This is a genomic window from Desulfovibrio desulfuricans (assembly GCF_004801255.1).
Lineage (GTDB): Bacteria > Desulfobacterota > Desulfovibrionia > Desulfovibrionales > Desulfovibrionaceae > Desulfovibrio > Desulfovibrio desulfuricans_C.
The window spans coordinates 1,336,274-1,352,238 of the sequence record NZ_CP036295.1 but is presented as its reverse complement, the minus strand read 5'-3'; the positions used below and the strand labels follow the sequence as shown (position 1 = coordinate 1,352,238).

Here is a 15,965-nt window from a genome sequence, read left to right as displayed (position 1 = left end):
TACTATGCGCCTTGCGCTGTGCAGGCCCGCAGTGTTAGATTGCCGCAGGAGGCGGCATGGAAGTTCCTTTACTCTATGAAATAGTCATTATTTTTCTTCTCTCGATCTTTGTCACCATCGTCTGCAACAAAATCAAACTGCCTGCAACTGTGGGCTTTTTGCTTACAGGCGTTTTGTGCGGCCCGTCCCTGCTCGGTATCGTCAAGGACATGCAGGCCATTGACCACATTGCTGAACTCGGCGTTGCCATGCTGCTGTTCACCATCGGCATGGAACTGTCGGGCGAGGCCCTTAACCGGCTGAAGAGGCCGGTGTTTCTTGGCGGCAGCCTGCAGATCGGCCTGACGGTTCTTGCCGTGGCGGGCATTGCCATGCTGCTGCGCGACGCCACGTACCAAAAAGGCCTTTTCTGGGGATGTCTTGTGGCGCTTTCGTCCTCGGCCATCGTGCTGCGCATATTGCAGGAGCGCGGGGCCACCAGCACGCCCACAGGCCGTCTTTCGCTTGCCATCCTTGTTTTTCAGGACATCATGGTTGCGCCCATGCTGTTGTGCGTGCCCCTGCTGGCGGGTACGCTTGAGCTTTCGCTGCAGGGAGCGGTTTTTTCCACCCTGCGGGTAGTGGTGGTGCTGGGCGGCGTGCTGCTGTTCGCCCGCTTTGGCCTCGACAGGCTCATGGAAGCCGTGGTGCGCACCCGCACCAGAGAAATTTTGCTGCTCTCGACCCTTGGCCTGTGCCTTGGCATGGCCATGCTCACCAACCACTTGGGGCTCTCGCTCTCGCTTGGGGCCTTTTTGGCAGGCTTGATGCTTGCCCGCTCGCAGTACAGCATGAGCGTCATTTCGGGTATTTTGCCCTACCGCGACGTTTTCATGAGCCTGTTTTTCATATCTGTGGGCATGATGCTGAACCTCGAGTTTTTTTTACAGCATTTTGTGGCCATCATTGTACTGACGGCGCTGTTCATCGTCGTAAAATCCCTGCTGACCCTGCCCTCGGTACTGGTGCAGGGCTACCCCCTGCGGGCGGCCATCATCACCTCGCTCTCTCTCGCGCAGGTGGGCGAATTTGCCTTTGTTCTGGCGGCGTCGGGCCTGAGCGCCAAGCTTTTTGACATGAACGCCTACCAGACCTTCCTTGACGTGAGCGTGCTCACCATGATGCTCACCCCTGGCCTTATGGCCGTTGCCCCCCGCGTTGCCGACATGATCGCTGGCAAGCGCAACGAGCATAAACTTGCCGCGGCAGAAAACCAGGAAGGCGCCTGCGCCATGGATGACCACCTGATCATTGTTGGCTTTGGCATCAGCGGCAAACACCTGGCCCATGTGGCCCGCGAGTCGGGCCTTTGCTACACCATCCTCGAAATGAACCCCGAGACCGTGACCCGGTACCGGCACAAGGAGCCCATCTCGCACGGCGACGCCTCGCAGCCCATCGTGCTTGAACATCTGGGCGTCACCAAGGCCCGCGTTCTTGCCATCGTCATTTCCGACCCTTCAGCCGTACGCGCCATTGTTATCGAGGCCCGCCGCTTTAACCCCCACCTGCACATCATTGCCCGCACGCGCTTTGTGAGCGAGGTTGCCCCCCTGCGCGGCCTGGGCGCGGACGAAGTTATCGCCGAAGAATTTGAAACATCCATCGAGGTCTTCAGCCGCGTGCTCACGCGGTATCTGGTGCCCCGACAGGACATCGATTCTTTCGCCGCCCGCATCCGGCAAGAGAATTACCGCATGATCCGCCGCATGAGCGCCTCGGTAAACCAGCTCGACGCCATGGTCAGCCGCCTGCCCGACATGGGCGTGCAGAGCATGCGGCTTGCGGCATCCTCGCCCCTGTGCGGCATCAGCCTTGCCCAAAGCCAGATGCGCCGCAAATATGGCGTGACGGTCATTGCCATTTTGCGCAAAGGAGCGACCCAGGCCTCGCCTGAACCCAATGATCTGTTTGAAGCTGACGACGTTGTTTATCTGTTTGGCAAGACAGACAAACTGCTTGCAATTGCGCCGCTTTTTTCCGGCCCGCTGCGCGAATCGGGCAAGGACACCAGCCCGCCGCCCAGGGCGGCATAGCCTCCCGCCCTGCCTACGGGGGATTGCGGAGCACCGAAAAGATTGCTCGCCGCGAGGCTTGGAGCTTGCGCATTTTGTCATTGCCGTCTATTAGAAATGTTTACAGATACACCTACGGGAGCAACCCGCTGGGCTGCCCGCTGACAAACCGCCTCAAGGCGGCATGGATGTACTATGCTTGACGACAGCCTGCTGCGCGCCCTGCTTGGCGAATCGCGCAGCATCGCCATTATCGGCGCCAAGGACAAACCCGGTCAGGCCGTGGACAGAGTGGGCCGTTACCTGATGGATCAGGGATACCGCGTGTTCCCGGTTCATCCCGTGCGCAAGACCGTGTGGGGGCTGCCGGCGGCGACCTGCCTTGCCGAGCTGCCCGAGCCGGTAGACATCGTCAACCTGTTTCGCGCGCCAGAATACTGCCCCGGCCATGCGCGGGAAGTGCTGCAACTGGGCTGGAAACCCCGGCTCTTCTGGATGCAGCTTGGCATACGCTCAACCGAAGCGCGCCAGGCACTGGCCAAAACGGGCATAGCCCTGGTGGAAGATTCCTGCATCATGGTGGAACACGCGCGGTTGCTGCGCCCCTCATTCACGACTCAAGGCCAAGGATTATAGCCCATGCCCGCCGTTCATGGAGACTCCGTTTTCAACTGCCGCATGTGCGGCCACTGCTGCGAAGGCAGGGGAGGCATTGTTGTCAGCCCAGCCGACCTGACCCGACTGGCCGCGCACATGCAACAGCCCCCGCAACAGGTGGCTGAAGGCTACTGCGAACGCATTGGCGGCAAGCTCAAAATCCGCTGCGGCGACGACGGCTACTGCATATTTTTTCATCAGGGCAGCGGCTGCGGCGTGCACGAGGGCAAACCGGCCATCTGCCGGGCCTGGCCTTTTTTTCGCGGCAATATCGAAGACCCGGCGAGCCTTGCCATGGCCAAAGAATTTTGCCCCGGTATCGAACATGACGCCACACATGCGCAATTTGCGCATGAGGGGCGCGAATACCTGCGTAAAAACGGCCTGCTTGCTTCCGATGCTTCCTGCGAAGCCAACGCTCTTATCCTCAAATAGCCATGCGACGTCGCCATTCCCGCCAAATCTCGCTTAAAGAATGCTACGACATTCTCAAGCTGAAAAAAGACGCCGACACGGCCGACCTCAAGCGTGCCTACCGGCGGCGCGCGTTTGAACTGCACCCGGACCTCAACCCCGACAACCCCGAGGCCAGCCGCGAATTTCAGCTGCTCAACGAGGCCTACGTGGCGCTCAGTGCCGTACTCAAGCACGAGGACACGGTACAGGCAGCCACAGAGACCAGCAGGGCCGCTCAAGAGGAAGGCAAGGCGCAGGCCGCAAAGGACGAAGCCGCTGAAGAAAAATCCGAGCGGCAGGCCTCTGCCCAGGCGGAAAAAGAAAGCCAGTCCAAGTCCAGCCCGGAGGGGGAAACGCCCCGACAGGATGCTGCAGGCGGGGCATCCGGCCCTGCAGGCGCTGCAGGCCCAGCGTCAGATGCTGCTGGCAACCAGCAGCAACGGACAAACGGCGCTGCAGCCGGGCAACAGGCCGCGCAAAACGGCTATTCCGAGCACGATGTGCTGCGCGACCTGCTGACCGACCCCTTTGCCCGCCGTGTTTTTGAAGATATTTACAGCGAGCTGAACCGCCAGCAGCAGGAAAAGGCCCCGCCACGGCAGGAAGAACCCGCGCCGGAGCAGCCCAGACCCAAACCGGCCGCTGCGGAAAAACGCACCGTCAGGCTGCACCAGAGCAATCTGGCCTGGGGCACGCCCAAGTGGAACAAGGATCACAGCAAGGGCGTTACCGGCATGGTCAAGGGCTGGCTGCGCAGGCAGATCGACGAGGAGCAGACCCTTGCCCTGCCCTCGGCCAACCTGGCGCCCGGCAAGCGGGTTCGCCTGCAGATACGTCAGGCGATCTCCGGCGAGCTCAAGACAGTAGACATAACCCTGCCGCCCGATTTTGCCGTGGGCAAACCCATACGGCTGCGAGGCCTGGGCAAGCGCGTGGGCCCCTGGCAAGGCGACCTGTATCTCATACTGACCAACGAATAACCGCCCGGCCAGCTGCGCACCATGGGCTGGCGCGGTCAGCGCCCAAAACTTCGCACAAAAAAAGGCTCCTTGCGGAGCCTTTTGCATTTCAGAGCCGTGCGCCCGAGAGCGCACAGCCCGAAAAAATAGCGGAATCACGGGCCAACGCAGGCTACTCGCTTTCTACGTGAAAGCCAAAATCGCCGTCTTCCTCGCCGTCCACCACATAGCGCAGGCGCTCCTGCACGCTGTTGTCCGCGTTAAAGGTGAGCACAACGGGTTTACGGCTGTACAGGTCCTGCGGGCCGTCCACAAATTCGTACGCGCTGATGATAACCTCATCGCCGCGCTGGCAGGCACGGGCCGCAGCGCCGTTGAGGATGCAGCAGCGCGAGCCGGGCTCGCCGTAGATAACGTAGGTAGAAATGCGCTGACCGTTGCTTTTGTTCCAGATATACACAAATTCCAGCGGGTAAATGCCCGCCTCGCGGCATTGCTCCGGATCAAGCGTTACCGAGCCGTGATAGTTGAGGTCGCAGCCGGTAACACGGATGCAGTGCAGTTTAGCGCGCAGTATTTGCAGCATGACAAACTCTCTTGCGCGGTCGCCCCGCGCTAAAATAAAAAAGGTCGCCCGTGCGACCATAAAATTGCCGTGGCCAGATTGCCCAGCCCGCATATGCTGCTTCAGCGAAACCCCGCGTATCTGCAGCCCAGACAGGCAGATCGCTACACAAGCAACGTGATGCTCACAGCTGCCGCAGGGGGGCGAAAGGCCCGGCGCGGTCGCAACACTCCGGGCCGCATGGGCGGTGTGAACCTAGATATATGACCGAAAAAAATCAATAGGCCTTGATGTACTCGTCCATATTTTCTGCAGAGCAGTTGCGGCTGACCCAAAAAGCAGACGCCCAGACCATCAAGGCTGTGGCCTGCGTATCATCCAGACTTTTAATCTTGGTTTCAAGGCTCGATTTGCTGGCTCCGTGGCGCAAATGCACCCCGTTGACGTCGCAGGCATCCGTTACGCGCAGCAAGAGGTAGGAAAGCCGCGTGTGATCGGGCATGAGCTTCATATCCTTGTGGGCTTCCACAATGGTTTTGAGTTCTGCCGCGCTAAAAATGTGCTTTATACCCGTGATGGCCCGAAAAAACGTATCCACCGCCCAAGGCAAAATAAATTCCGCCCCGGCGCTTTTTGTGCGAAAGTAGTCCTTGAGCCAGCGTTCCTGATCGTCGTTAATGCGTGCTGCGACCTGCGGCATGATGCCCCCGATGATGCGTGCGGCCTGGCGCAAGTTCGCCAAGCATCGTGTTACGCCATCTTTTCTTTTTGCGCTACACTACCTGCCCGTGAATTTCAAGATAAAATCTAGACTTTTTTGCAGAAACATCACCCGCGCATACCGCCGAGCCTGTCCCTGGGCTAGCTGCCGCACCGCAAGCACGCCTGTATTGCCCGGCACAACCCATGGACAAGACTTGCCGCGCACTGTCATTACGCGTACCTATAAACACTGCCATTAAGGAGTTTACATGCTGCAGGCCAATCAGGCTGGGCAAAACCTACTGAACACTGCCGGGCAGGCGGGGGGTGCGATGCAACATGACGCGGTTCGTTCCGCCTTGTTGCGTATGCACGCGGCAACAGTACTGTTTGGAGTTTCTGGTATTTTTGGCAAGTTGTGCCAATGTTCAGCCATTGACCTTGTCTGCGGAAGGGCCATGGTTGCAGTTGCGGCTCTTGCAGGCCTGTGCCTGATGCAGCGCAATCCACCCTGGCGCGGCATCACAGCGCGCGACCTCGCTGGCCTGGCCGTGAGCGGCGTACTGCTGACGCTGCATTTTGTTACTTTTTTTATGGGCATCAAGCTTGGCGGCGTGGCCGTGGGCACGCTTGGGTTTGCCTGTTTTCCCGCATTTACGGCGCTTTTTGAGGCCATTGCCTACCGCGAACGCCCCAGCATGCGCGAGCTGCTGTGCATCATCATGGTCAGCATTGGCCTGGCGTGCCTTGCGCCGTCGTATTCTCTGGCCGACACGGCCACGCACGGGCTGTTGTGGGGCATAGCCTCCGCAGCGGTGTACGGTCTGGTGGCCATAGCCAACAGGCACTTTGCCGGCGGCATGTCGGGCATGCACACCTGCTGGTGGCAAAATGCGGTTATCATCCTTTGCCTGTTGCCCTTTGCCGGGCAGAATTTTTCAGCCATCGTCCCGCTTGACTGGCTGTGGATCGTCTGCCTGGGACTTTTGTGCACGGCGCTGGCATACAGCCTTTACGTAAGCAGTCTCACGGTTCTCAAGGCCCGGCAGGCGGCAATCATCATCACCCTTGAGCCTGTGTACGCCATTATTATTGCATGGCTGCTTCTGGGCGAAGCCCCCGGTCCTGGAATCATAGCGGGCGGCACGCTTATTCTTGGAGCCGTTTTTTTGCTCAGCAGACGATAACTTGCATCGTCTGCCAGCTGCTACTCAAGCCCGAGCACATAACCAACTGATTATTTAATGACAAATTCGATGACTTTAATAATTTTTACTTCTTAACAGCATAAAGTGTTAAAAAAAATTGACGATATTATTTCCTATACGCACATAAACGCGACTGCTCGCCGTGAGCAGTTTAACGACAATATACATTTTCAAACAGTTGCAAGCGTAACATTATAATAGTTGGCTACCGCACTCACCGGAGGATTGTATGCCAAGGATCTCGTTTAAAAGCGTAAACACTGCATTATCAGTAATTTTAAGCATAACATTGCTTATTGGTGTTTCCGCACTTGTTGTTTATGTTGGCAAGTCATCATACAGCATCATCAATGAAACGTCTGTTGATGGCATGCGAATAATCAACAAAGGTCTCATAGCGAGCATTAATGACCTGATTGATGCAAACATGAGCATGATCAAGGTTCCTGCGCAGAGCGGCCAGGCGAAAAAGGCCCTTGACGGCGACAGCGCAGACATGGACAACCTGATCAATGCACTCGTAAAAGAATATAAGGGCATCAATTCCATATTTGTTTTGAACAGCCAGGGCATAGCCGTATCCGGCGCGTCCGACACGGGCGAGTCATTTATAGGCAACAACTATGCCGAACGGGGATATTTCAAGACAGCAATGCAGGGCAAGGATGCCATCGACCCCGATATCATCGTTGCCAAAACTACCAAAAAAGAAGTTTTTGCCATTGCAACGCCCATTTTGGGAGCCAACGGCAAGCCCATTGGCGCTGTATGCGTGACGCTGAACTGGGCAAGTTATATCAAGAGTCATGTGCTCAACGTCAAGGTTGCAGAGCAGGGTTATGCCTTTATCATTGATGCAAAGCACAGGATCATTGCTCACCCCAACTCCGACGTGCACATGACCGACGGCAGCAAGCTTGCCTTCGTGGATAAAGCCCTGCAGACAAAAAACGGCTTTTTTGATTATGAATTCATGGGCAAAAGCAAGGTGCTGGTCTTTAATACCATTGAAAGAACAGGCTGGCTTGTCTGCACGTCTGCCTTTACAGACGACCTTGCACGAGACGCCATTGCGCAGCGCAATACGCTGATCTTGTTTGCCCTAGGCATTTTTGTGACACTGCTTGGCAGCATTATCTTTATGGTGCGCAAGGTCATCACAACCCCGCTCAAAAACATTATGGACTACAGCGCGCAGATTGCGCACGGCGACTTCAAGGCCATGCTCAAGGGCAACTTCAGCTTTGAGCTGGCCGAACTTGCGGGCAACTTCAAGGAAACAACCGCTGTGCTGAAAAACCGTCTGGGGTTTGCAGACGGCGTGTTGCAGGGCATTACGTTTCCTACTCTGGTTGCCGATACCGACGTGCGCATTACCTACGTCAACGAAGCCATGATCAAACTTGTGGGAGTCACCGGGCAACCCAAGGACCTTGTCGGCATGTCGGCTGCCCAGTTCTTTTACGGCGATGCCAACAGGCGCACCGTAAGCCACAAATGCCTTGAGGAAGGCACCAATGCGCACGACATTGAAACTGAAATGACCTTTTCAAACGGAGCGCACAAGTTCCTTCGCATTGACGCTTCGCTTATCCGAGACCTGGACGGCAATATTGTGGGGGCCATGACGCTGGTGTTTGACCTTACAGAAATCAAGCATCAACAAAATGTTATCGAGCAACAGCGTGATGCGGTTGCACAGGTGGCCAAAGACGCAAACACGATTGCCGACCGGCTCTCCACCGCAACCGAAGAGCTCTCCGCGCAGGTTGAACAGGCCAGTCGCGGCGCGGATCTGCAAACGCAGCGCGTGTCTGAAACCGCCACAGCCATGGAACAGATGAACGCATCCGTGCTTGAAGTGGCGCGCAACGCCGGCGGCGCTTCAGACACTACCACCAACGCCAAGAGCAAGGCCGAACACGGTGCGGAAGTGGTCAACAAGGTGGTGCAGGGCATCAACCAGCTGCACACGCAGGCCCTGGCGCTCAAAAACGGCATGGCTTCGCTGGGCGATCAGGCCCAGAGCATCGGTCAGATCATGACAGTCATCTCCGACATCGCCGACCAGACCAACCTGCTGGCCCTCAATGCCGCCATCGAGGCCGCACGCGCGGGCGAGGCCGGACGAGGTTTTGCCGTTGTGGCCGACGAAGTGCGCAAGCTGGCGGAAAAAACCATGCAGGCGACCCGCGAGGTTGGCTCGGCCATCGAGGGCATACAGAGCGGCACAACGCAAAACATTGCCCAGGTCAACGACACGGTCAATACCATTGAGCACACAACAGAGCTTGCGGGCACCTCTGGCGCTGCCCTCTCTGAAATTGTGGTTCTGGTGGATCAGGCGGCAGACCAGGCGCATTCCATCGCTACCGCTGCCGAAGAGCAGTCCTCCACCAGCGACGAGATAAACAAGGCCGTTGAGCAGATCAACACCATCAGCGCAGAGACATCCTCCGCCATGGCCCAGTCTGCGACTGCAGTTTCAGAGCTGGCCACTCAGGCGCAGGCCCTCAAAAAGCTCATAGCGCAGATGGTTTCGTAAGCATACGATGGCTGGCGCGCACAGCGCCAACCGCAAGCAAGCACGCATCAACCCCGGCGCGGTCACCCCACGCCGGGGTTTTTCATCCATGCGCGCTGAAACTGACGGCGGCTACCGGGCGCGCTTGCCGCCCCTTGCACCGTTAAAACATCGTCCCAACTGCCCGCGCCCACCATTACAGAACATGCCGCCTACCCCAGCGGGTAAATGCAAGCAGGCTGACGCCGCAGGCCTCGTATACCGCCGCCCTGTCCGGGCAGCATGACAGACAAAGGCCCGTTGCCGCGCAAACATCCGCGCGGCAACGGGCCGTTATACAAGCCAAAGACCGACCACTCGTGCTGACGGCACAAAGCCGGTCAGGGCACGGATGCCGCCCTTAAATATCCTTGATCACGTCCTGCATGCTGTACAGTTTGCCGGGTTTCTGCCCAGCCATCCAACCTGCGGCGCGGATGGCTCCGCGAGCAAAATTTTCGCGCGAGTGCGCCTGATGCGTCACTTCGATGCGCTCGCCAGGCCCCATAAAGTACACCGTATGCACGCCCACCACATCGCCGCCGCGTATGGCCTGAATGCCGATCTGCTCCTTGGGGCGCGCGCCGATGATGCCGTCGCGGGCGGAGCAGCGCACGTCGTTGAGCTTCCAGTCGCGGGCCTCGGCCAGGCATTCGCCAAGGGTCAGGGCTGTGCCGCTGGGGCTGTCTTTTTTGCGGTTGTGGTGCAGCTCGACCATTTCAATATCGTAATCTTCGCCAAGGGCTTTGGTGAGCTGGGGCAAAATATTGAGCAGCACATTGATGCCTATGCTCATGTTTGAAGCCCAAAAAATGGGGGCCTTGGCGGCCAAGGCGCGCAGCTCGTCCTTTTGCGCATCGGTAAAGCCGGTTGTGCCGATAACAAGGGCATTGCCGGTTTGCGCCACGGCTTTGGCGGAGTTAAGGCTCACCTCAGGCGCGGTAAAATCAATAACCACAGCCCCAGGAGCCTTGGGCAGCAGGGCCGCCAGGCTGTCGGCAACAGGACAGGCAGCGCCCGCAAGAGCGGCTATGCGCTCCGGGCTGTCCACCAGACCCGCAAGGGTGTACTGCGGGTCGGCTTCCACAAGCCCGCTGATGGTTTTACCCATACGCCCGCTGGCCCCAACCACGATAATTGAAGTGCTCATAGCTTCTCCGTTTCCGTTATTCCGGCTCAATGCCGGATTCACGCAACAGGTTTCTGAATTCCGTTTCGTCCAGCACGGTTACGCCAAGACCGCGTGCCTTATCAAGCTTGCTGCCCGCCTTTTCGCCCGCCACCAGATAGTCCAGTTTTTTGCTCACCGAACCAAGGGGAACGGCCCCGGCGGCCTCGGCCCATTTTTGCGCCGTGCCGCGCGGCACGCTGATGGTACCCGTAAAGAGAATGGTTTTGCCCGCCAGCGGCCCCCCCGCAAGGTTTTGCGCGCCCAAAGCGGCATCCGTGCCCTTGGGCCACGGCCCGTTGGCCTTGAGCCGCGCCAGCTGCTCGCGGTTTGCCGGGCTGTCAAAAAAGTTGCGGATGGACGAGGCCACTTCCGGCCCCACATCGGGCAGTGCCAGCAGGCTCTCCACCGTGGCGTTTTCCAGCTCGTCCAGATCGGCAAAACGCGCTGCCAGCGTGCGGGCCGTCTGCTCGCCCACATGGCGGATGCCAAGGGCGCTGATGAGCCGCTGCAAGGTGGCGGTATGGCGGGCGCTGTCCAGCGCGTCCACAAACTTTTGGGCCAGCACCTCACCCATGCGCTCAAAGCCCAGCAGCTCCTGCACGCTTAGGCTGAACAGGTCGGCTGGCGACTGCACGCGCCCGCTGGTCACAAGCTGCTCAATCCACTTTTGCCCCACGCCCTGAATATCAAGCCCGGCCTTGGAAACAAAATGGGTTATGGAACGCAGGCGGATGGCGGGGCAAGCCAGATTTTCGCACCGCCAGGCGGCCTCGCCCTCCTCACGGTACACGGGCTGCCCGCAGGCCGGGCAGGTACGGGGAAACTGATAAGGTTCAGCGCCAGCTGGCCGTTTATCGAGCACAGGGCCAACCACTTCGGGGATGACGTCGCCCGCTCGCTGCACAATGACGGTATCTCCCACGCGCACGTCCCGCGCGCGGATTTCGTCCTCGTTGTGCAGGGTTGCGCGCGACACCATCACCCCGCCCACGGCCACGGGGGCCAGCACTGCCACCGGCGTGAGCGCCCCGGTGCGGCCCACCTGAATTTCTATGCCCTCAAGCAGGGTCTGCGCCTGCATGGCCGGAAACTTGAAGGCCACGGCAAAGCGCGGCGCACGCGCCGTAAAGCCCAGGGCCTGTTGCGCTTCAAGGTCGTTCTGTTTGGCCACGGCGCCGTCAATTTCCATGGCAAATTCCGGGCGGTGCTCGCGCACCCAGTCAACGTAGTTTTCCACCTGCTGGGGGGTCTCGCACAGCTTGCCATCTGGCGGCGTTAAAAAGCCGTATTCCTTCAGGCGGGCCATCAGCTCGGAATGCAGACGGCACGGCCGCGCCGGGGGCCACTGCGCATCGCCCAGGCTGTAAGCCAGAAAGCGCAGCGGGCGCGATTCCGTAACCGAAATATCAAGCTGGCGCAGGGTTCCGGCGGCGGCATTACGTGGGTTGGCAAAGGTTTTTTGCCCCAGCGATTCCTGCCGCTCGTTGAGAGCGTCAAAGTCGTTTTTGTACATCACCACTTCGCCGCGCACCTCAAGCCGCGCGGGAAACGGCCCCTCGCCCCTGAGGCGCAAAGGTACTGTGCGGATGGTGCGCACGGCCTCGGTGACCACCTCGCCCACCTCGCCGTTGCCGCGCGTCAGGGCCTCCTGCAGCACGCCGTCCACGTAGATGATTTCCAGCGCAAGGCCATCGAGCTTGGGATCGCACCAGAATGCCTGCGGCATGGGGCCGTTGACGTCAGCGTCCCAGGCGCGGCGCATGCGCTCCACAAAATCGCGCCATTCATCAGCGGAAAAAACGTTGCTCAGGCCGTACATCTGCAGGCTGTGCGCTTTTGTAACGAGGCCGTCCAACAGCTTGCCGCCCACGCGCAGGGTGGGCGAATGGGCGGAGCGCAGCTCGGGCCAGCGGTCTTCAAGCGCGGCCAGCTCGTGAAACAGGGCGTCAAACTGGTCGTCCGAAATTTCCGGCGCGTCCAGCGTGTGGTACAGATAGTTGTGGCGCTCCAGCTCTGCGGCCAGCCAGCGGGCGCGGCTGCGCTCCTCGTTGCTGGGGCCGCCAGCGGGGGCGGCGGCAAAGAGGCTGTTTTGCTCCTGCCTGCCGTTACGTGAATTCTGCGACATGAAAAAACCTTTTTTATGATCAGCCGGGCTTTCCTTGCGTTTGGCCTTGATCGTGTCCCAGGGCAAACGGCGGCTCCCGGCTCAACAGGGGCGCACGCGCCTGTTTATTCGGGCATGGCGATAAGCCTGGCCCGCAAAATACGGATACGGTCGCGCAGCTCGGCGGCCTGCTCAAATTCCAGATCGCGGGCGGCCTGGCGCATTTCTTTTTCAAGCTTGGCCACAAGCACGGCGGTATCTTCGGCGGTCAGCGGCACTGCGTCGGCCTCGCGCTGTTTGCCCTTGCCCTTGCCGCGCCCGCGTGCGCCGCCGTGGCCGCCATCCTCCACATACAGGCTATCCAGCGGTGATTCAAGCGATTTGCGGGTACTCGTGGGGGTGATACCGTGCTCTTGGTTGTAGGCCGACTGCTTGGCGCGGCGGCGCTCGGTTTCGCCCATGGCGGCACGCATGGAGTCGGTAACCTTGTCGGCATACAGTATCACCTTGCCCTGAGCGTTACGGGCGGCGCGGCCAAATGTCTGGACAAGCGAGCCGGTGGAGCGCAAAAAGCCCTCCTTGTCCGCATCCAGAATGCAGACCAGAGACACCTCGGGTATGTCCAGCCCCTCGCGCAGCAGGTTGATGCCCACCAGCACGTCAAATTCGCCCAGCCGCAAGGCGCGGATGATCTGCATGCGCTCAAGCGTATCTATGTCCGAGTGCAGGTAGCGCGCCCGCACGCCCATGTTGCAGCAGTATTCGGTGAGGTCCTCGGCCATGCGCTTGGTGAGGGTGGTGACAAGCACGCGCTCGCCAAGCGTCACCTTGCCCCGGCACTCGCCAAGCAGGTTTTCCATCTGGCCCTTGGTTGGGCGCACTTCCACAACCGGGTCCACAAGGCCCGTGGGCCGGATGATCTGCTCCGCCACAATGCCCTGGGCCTGATCCAGCTCGTACTTGCTGGGCGTGGCCGATACGTAAACCACCTGATTGAGCAGATTGGTGAACTCGTTGAACTGCAGGGGCCGGTTATCCAGCGCCGAGGGCAGGCGAAAGCCGTAATCCACCAGAGTCTGCTTGCGCGAGCGGTCGCCCTTGTACATGCCGCCCACCTGCGGAATGGTAATGTGCGACTCGTCCACAAACAGCAGAAAATCCTTGGGAAAGTAGTTGAGCAGGCACGACGGCGGCTCGCCCGGCTTGCGCCCGTCGAGGTGACGTGTGTAATTTTCGATACCGTTGCAATAGCCAAGTTCTTCAATCATTTCAAGGTCAAGCTGGGTGCGTTGCTCAAGCCGCTGGGCCTCTACAAGCTGGTTGTGCTCCTTGAAATATGTGAGCCGCACCGCCAGCTCGTCGCGTATGTCGCTGGCCGCCCGCTTGAGGTTGTCCTGCGCCGAGACAAAGTGGCTGGCCGGATACAGCACGGTTTTGCTCACCTCGGCCAGCACCTCGCCGGTGAGGGGGTCAATCTCGCGCATAAGGTCAATGTCGTCGCCAAAAAATTCAAGCCGCAGCGCCCGCTCATGATGGTAGGCGGGGATAATCTCGAGCGCGTCCCCCCGCACGCGAAACGTGCCTCGGTGGAAGTCGTAGTCGTTGCGCTCGTAGTGCACCTCCACCAGCCGGGTGATGAGCTTGTCCATGGGGAAGTGCTGCCCCACCTCGACGGGAATAACCATCTTGGCGTAGTATTCCGGCGAGCCAAGGCCGTAAATGCACGAAACAGAGGCGACTATGACCACGTCGCGCCGAGTCAGCAGGGCGTGGGTGGCGGCGTGGCGCAGCTTGTCTATGTTGTCGTTGATGGACGAATCTTTTTCAATATAGGTGTCCGAGGCGGGAACATAAGCCTCTGGCTGGTAATAGTCGTAGTAGCTGACAAAATACTCCACCGCGTTGCGCGGAAACAGCTCGCGAAACTCGCCGTACAGCTGCGCGGCCAGCGTCTTGTTGGGGGCCAGCACCAGGGCCGGGCGGTTGCAGCGGGCAATGACGTTGGCCATGGTAAAGGTTTTGCCCGAGCCGGTAACGCCCAGCAAAACCTGCGAGGGCACGCCCGCCTGTATGTTGTCCACCAGAGCGTCAATGGCCCTGGGTTGATCGCCGGTGGGCGTATAGGCCGTTTCAAGGCTAAAAGGGATGACCTGATTATCTTCCATAATATTCTGTTTTGGAGTAAGAGGACAGGATTACATCAATAACGAACGGGAATTGCCATGGAAAAAATCTTTGTTCCTTCGCAGATAGATCTGCCCCTTGACCGGGTTTTCATTGTGGCCGCCACTCTCAGCACATTCAAGGGTTGCCGCCACGTGGACGTGCAGATTTTCCGCCCCGGCGCCACCGATGCCGAGCTGGAAGCCATCAAGGACCTTGGGCTTGTGGCCCCGGCTGACCCTTCCGTGCCGGCAGAAGTGCTGCAGGGCGCCACCGAAGAAGCCGCTCTGCGCTGCGTGCTTGAATCCTTCACCACTGAAGAAAGCCACGCCCTGGTCGAATACCTTGAAAAGCGCTACGCCGACCAGATTGAAAGAATCACGGTCTGCCCGCTCGACCTGCCCGTACCGATGGGCGTCGCGCCCCTGGCGGGCATCGGCGAGGGCAAGACCACGGGTTTTATCCGTTTTGACGCGGTACGCGACTACCCGCTGCCCTTCCCGGCCTACGGATTTTACGATCTGGCCGCCCAGAAGCCCTCCGCGGGGGAATAACTGTACACGAGCCCCCAGGGCAGCCAGGGAAACGGCAGGCCGCTTCCGGCCATTTCAGGCGTTGCGCAATTTTGTGCAGCGCCTGTTTGCGTTTGCGGGGCCAACGCCCGTGCAAGCTCGGCCTGAAATACAGCTCGCGGCAGCATCACGCCGCCCATGCGCATGATGTGCGGGGTTTCCTGCTGACAATCAAGCAGGGTTGCGCCGCGCTGGCGCAGCAGGGCCACCAGCCCGGCCAGCGCCGCCCGGGAGGCCTCAGGCCGGGTATGGAACATGGATTCGCCAAAAAAGGCCCGCCCAAGGGCCACGCCGTACAGCCCCCCCACCAGCTCGCCGTCCTGCCATGCCTCGATGGAATGGGCATAGCCGAGGGCGTGCAGGCCTTCGTAGGCGCGCATCATGTCGTCAATAATCCAGGTGCCGCCCTCCTTGTCGCGCGGTGCGGCACAGGCGCGTATTACGCGGCCAAAGGCGGCATTGTGGGTCAACTCAAAGGGATGGAGGCGCAATTTGCGGGCGCTGCGCGCCGGCAGGCAAAAGCCCTCAAGCGGCATGACGCAACGGGGGTCAGGCGACCACCAGATAATTGGCATGCCTTTAGAATACCAGGGAAAAATTCCACGGCTGTACGCGGCAACCAGACGCTCCGGCCGCAAATCGCCCCCGATGCACAGCAGGCCGTCGTCACGGGCTGATTCCGTAGGTGGAAATTGGGAGGCCAGTGCCGTAAATGCCCCGATCATAGCTTCCTTTGCTCACAGGCTTTGTTCAGCTTGCGCAGAGCACTATTCAATGCGTTGCGGGAGGTC

13 protein-coding genes are annotated in these 15,965 nt (G+C 59.5%); 7 read left to right on the top strand and 6 right to left on the bottom strand.

Features of this window, described 5'->3' with window-relative positions; genetic code table 11:
* The first annotated feature begins 56 nt into the window (after nucleotides 1-56).
* The 4 genes from DDIC_RS05675 to DDIC_RS05660 all read left to right on the top strand — a co-directional run bounded on the left by DDIC_RS05675 (nucleotide 57) and on the right by DDIC_RS05660 (nucleotide 4,147).
* Nucleotides 57-2,075: a cation:proton antiporter gene (locus DDIC_RS05675; RefSeq protein WP_136399541.1), complete on the top strand. Its 2,019-nt coding sequence runs from the start codon at nucleotides 57-59 to the stop codon at nucleotides 2,073-2,075.
* A 174-nt stretch (nucleotides 2,076-2,249) separates the two neighbouring features.
* A complete protein-coding gene (locus tag DDIC_RS05670) occupies nucleotides 2,250-2,690 on the top strand; it encodes a CoA-binding protein (RefSeq protein WP_136399540.1) in 441 nt (146 codons plus the stop codon).
* A gap of 3 nt (nucleotides 2,691-2,693) precedes the next feature.
* Nucleotides 2,694-3,146: a YkgJ family cysteine cluster protein gene (locus tag DDIC_RS05665; protein ID WP_136399539.1), complete on the top strand. Its 453-nt coding sequence runs from the start codon at nucleotides 2,694-2,696 to the stop codon at nucleotides 3,144-3,146.
* A 2-nt stretch (nucleotides 3,147-3,148) separates the two neighbouring features.
* Nucleotides 3,149-4,147 (top strand): J domain-containing protein, encoded by a 999-nt coding sequence (locus tag DDIC_RS05660; protein WP_136399538.1) that lies wholly within the window; start codon nucleotides 3,149-3,151, stop codon nucleotides 4,145-4,147.
* A gap of 151 nt (nucleotides 4,148-4,298) precedes the next feature.
* Here DDIC_RS05660 and DDIC_RS05655 read toward each other — a convergent pair whose 3' ends face one another.
* On the bottom strand, nucleotides 4,299-4,712 hold the full coding sequence (locus tag DDIC_RS05655) for an aspartate 1-decarboxylase (RefSeq protein ID WP_136399537.1): 414 nt from the start codon (nucleotides 4,710-4,712) through the stop codon (nucleotides 4,299-4,301).
* Nucleotides 4,713-4,968: 256 nt separating this feature from the next.
* Nucleotides 4,969-5,391 (bottom strand): hypothetical protein, encoded by a 423-nt coding sequence (locus DDIC_RS05650; RefSeq protein ID WP_136399536.1) that lies wholly within the window; start codon nucleotides 5,389-5,391, stop codon nucleotides 4,969-4,971.
* A gap of 334 nt (nucleotides 5,392-5,725) precedes the next feature.
* Here DDIC_RS05650 and DDIC_RS05645 point away from each other — a divergent pair, with 334 nt between their 5' ends.
* Together DDIC_RS05645 and DDIC_RS05640 are read left to right on the top strand one after the other, a co-directional pair.
* A complete protein-coding gene (locus DDIC_RS05645; protein WP_136401035.1) occupies nucleotides 5,726-6,580 on the top strand; it encodes a DMT family transporter in 855 nt (284 codons plus the stop codon).
* Between the two features lie 250 nt (nucleotides 6,581-6,830).
* Nucleotides 6,831-9,146, top strand: coding sequence for a methyl-accepting chemotaxis protein (locus DDIC_RS05640; protein WP_136399535.1), 2,316 nt, complete (start codon nucleotides 6,831-6,833; stop codon nucleotides 9,144-9,146).
* A 379-nt stretch (nucleotides 9,147-9,525) separates the two neighbouring features.
* Here the strand turns inward: DDIC_RS05640 and dapB are convergent, their stop codons facing one another.
* The 3 genes from dapB to uvrB all read right to left on the bottom strand — a co-directional run bounded on the left by dapB (nucleotide 9,526) and on the right by uvrB (nucleotide 14,604).
* The gene (gene dapB, locus DDIC_RS05635; RefSeq protein ID WP_136399534.1) at nucleotides 9,526-10,314 is read right to left on the bottom strand and encodes a 4-hydroxy-tetrahydrodipicolinate reductase; all 789 of its coding nucleotides are present in this window, start codon (nucleotides 10,312-10,314) and stop codon (nucleotides 9,526-9,528) included.
* Nucleotides 10,315-10,330: 16 nt separating this feature from the next.
* Complete coding sequence (ligA, locus tag DDIC_RS05630; protein ID WP_136399533.1) at nucleotides 10,331-12,460, bottom strand: NAD-dependent DNA ligase LigA; 2,130 nt, start codon at nucleotides 12,458-12,460, stop codon at nucleotides 10,331-10,333.
* Between the two features lie 104 nt (nucleotides 12,461-12,564).
* Complete coding sequence (gene uvrB, locus DDIC_RS05625) at nucleotides 12,565-14,604, bottom strand: excinuclease ABC subunit UvrB (RefSeq protein WP_136399532.1); 2,040 nt, start codon at nucleotides 14,602-14,604, stop codon at nucleotides 12,565-12,567.
* Nucleotides 14,605-14,661: 57 nt separating this feature from the next.
* Between uvrB and DDIC_RS05620 the strand changes: the two genes are divergently transcribed.
* On the top strand, nucleotides 14,662-15,156 hold the full coding sequence (locus DDIC_RS05620) for a hypothetical protein (RefSeq protein WP_136399531.1): 495 nt from the start codon (nucleotides 14,662-14,664) through the stop codon (nucleotides 15,154-15,156).
* On the opposite strand, the gene aat is transcribed toward DDIC_RS05620, so the two are convergent.
* Nucleotides 15,117-15,899, bottom strand: coding sequence for a leucyl/phenylalanyl-tRNA--protein transferase (aat, locus tag DDIC_RS05615; RefSeq protein WP_136399530.1), 783 nt, complete (start codon nucleotides 15,897-15,899; stop codon nucleotides 15,117-15,119). The two genes, DDIC_RS05620 and aat, sit on opposite strands and share 40 nt — an antisense overlap.
* Nucleotides 15,900-15,965 lie beyond the last annotated feature (66 nt).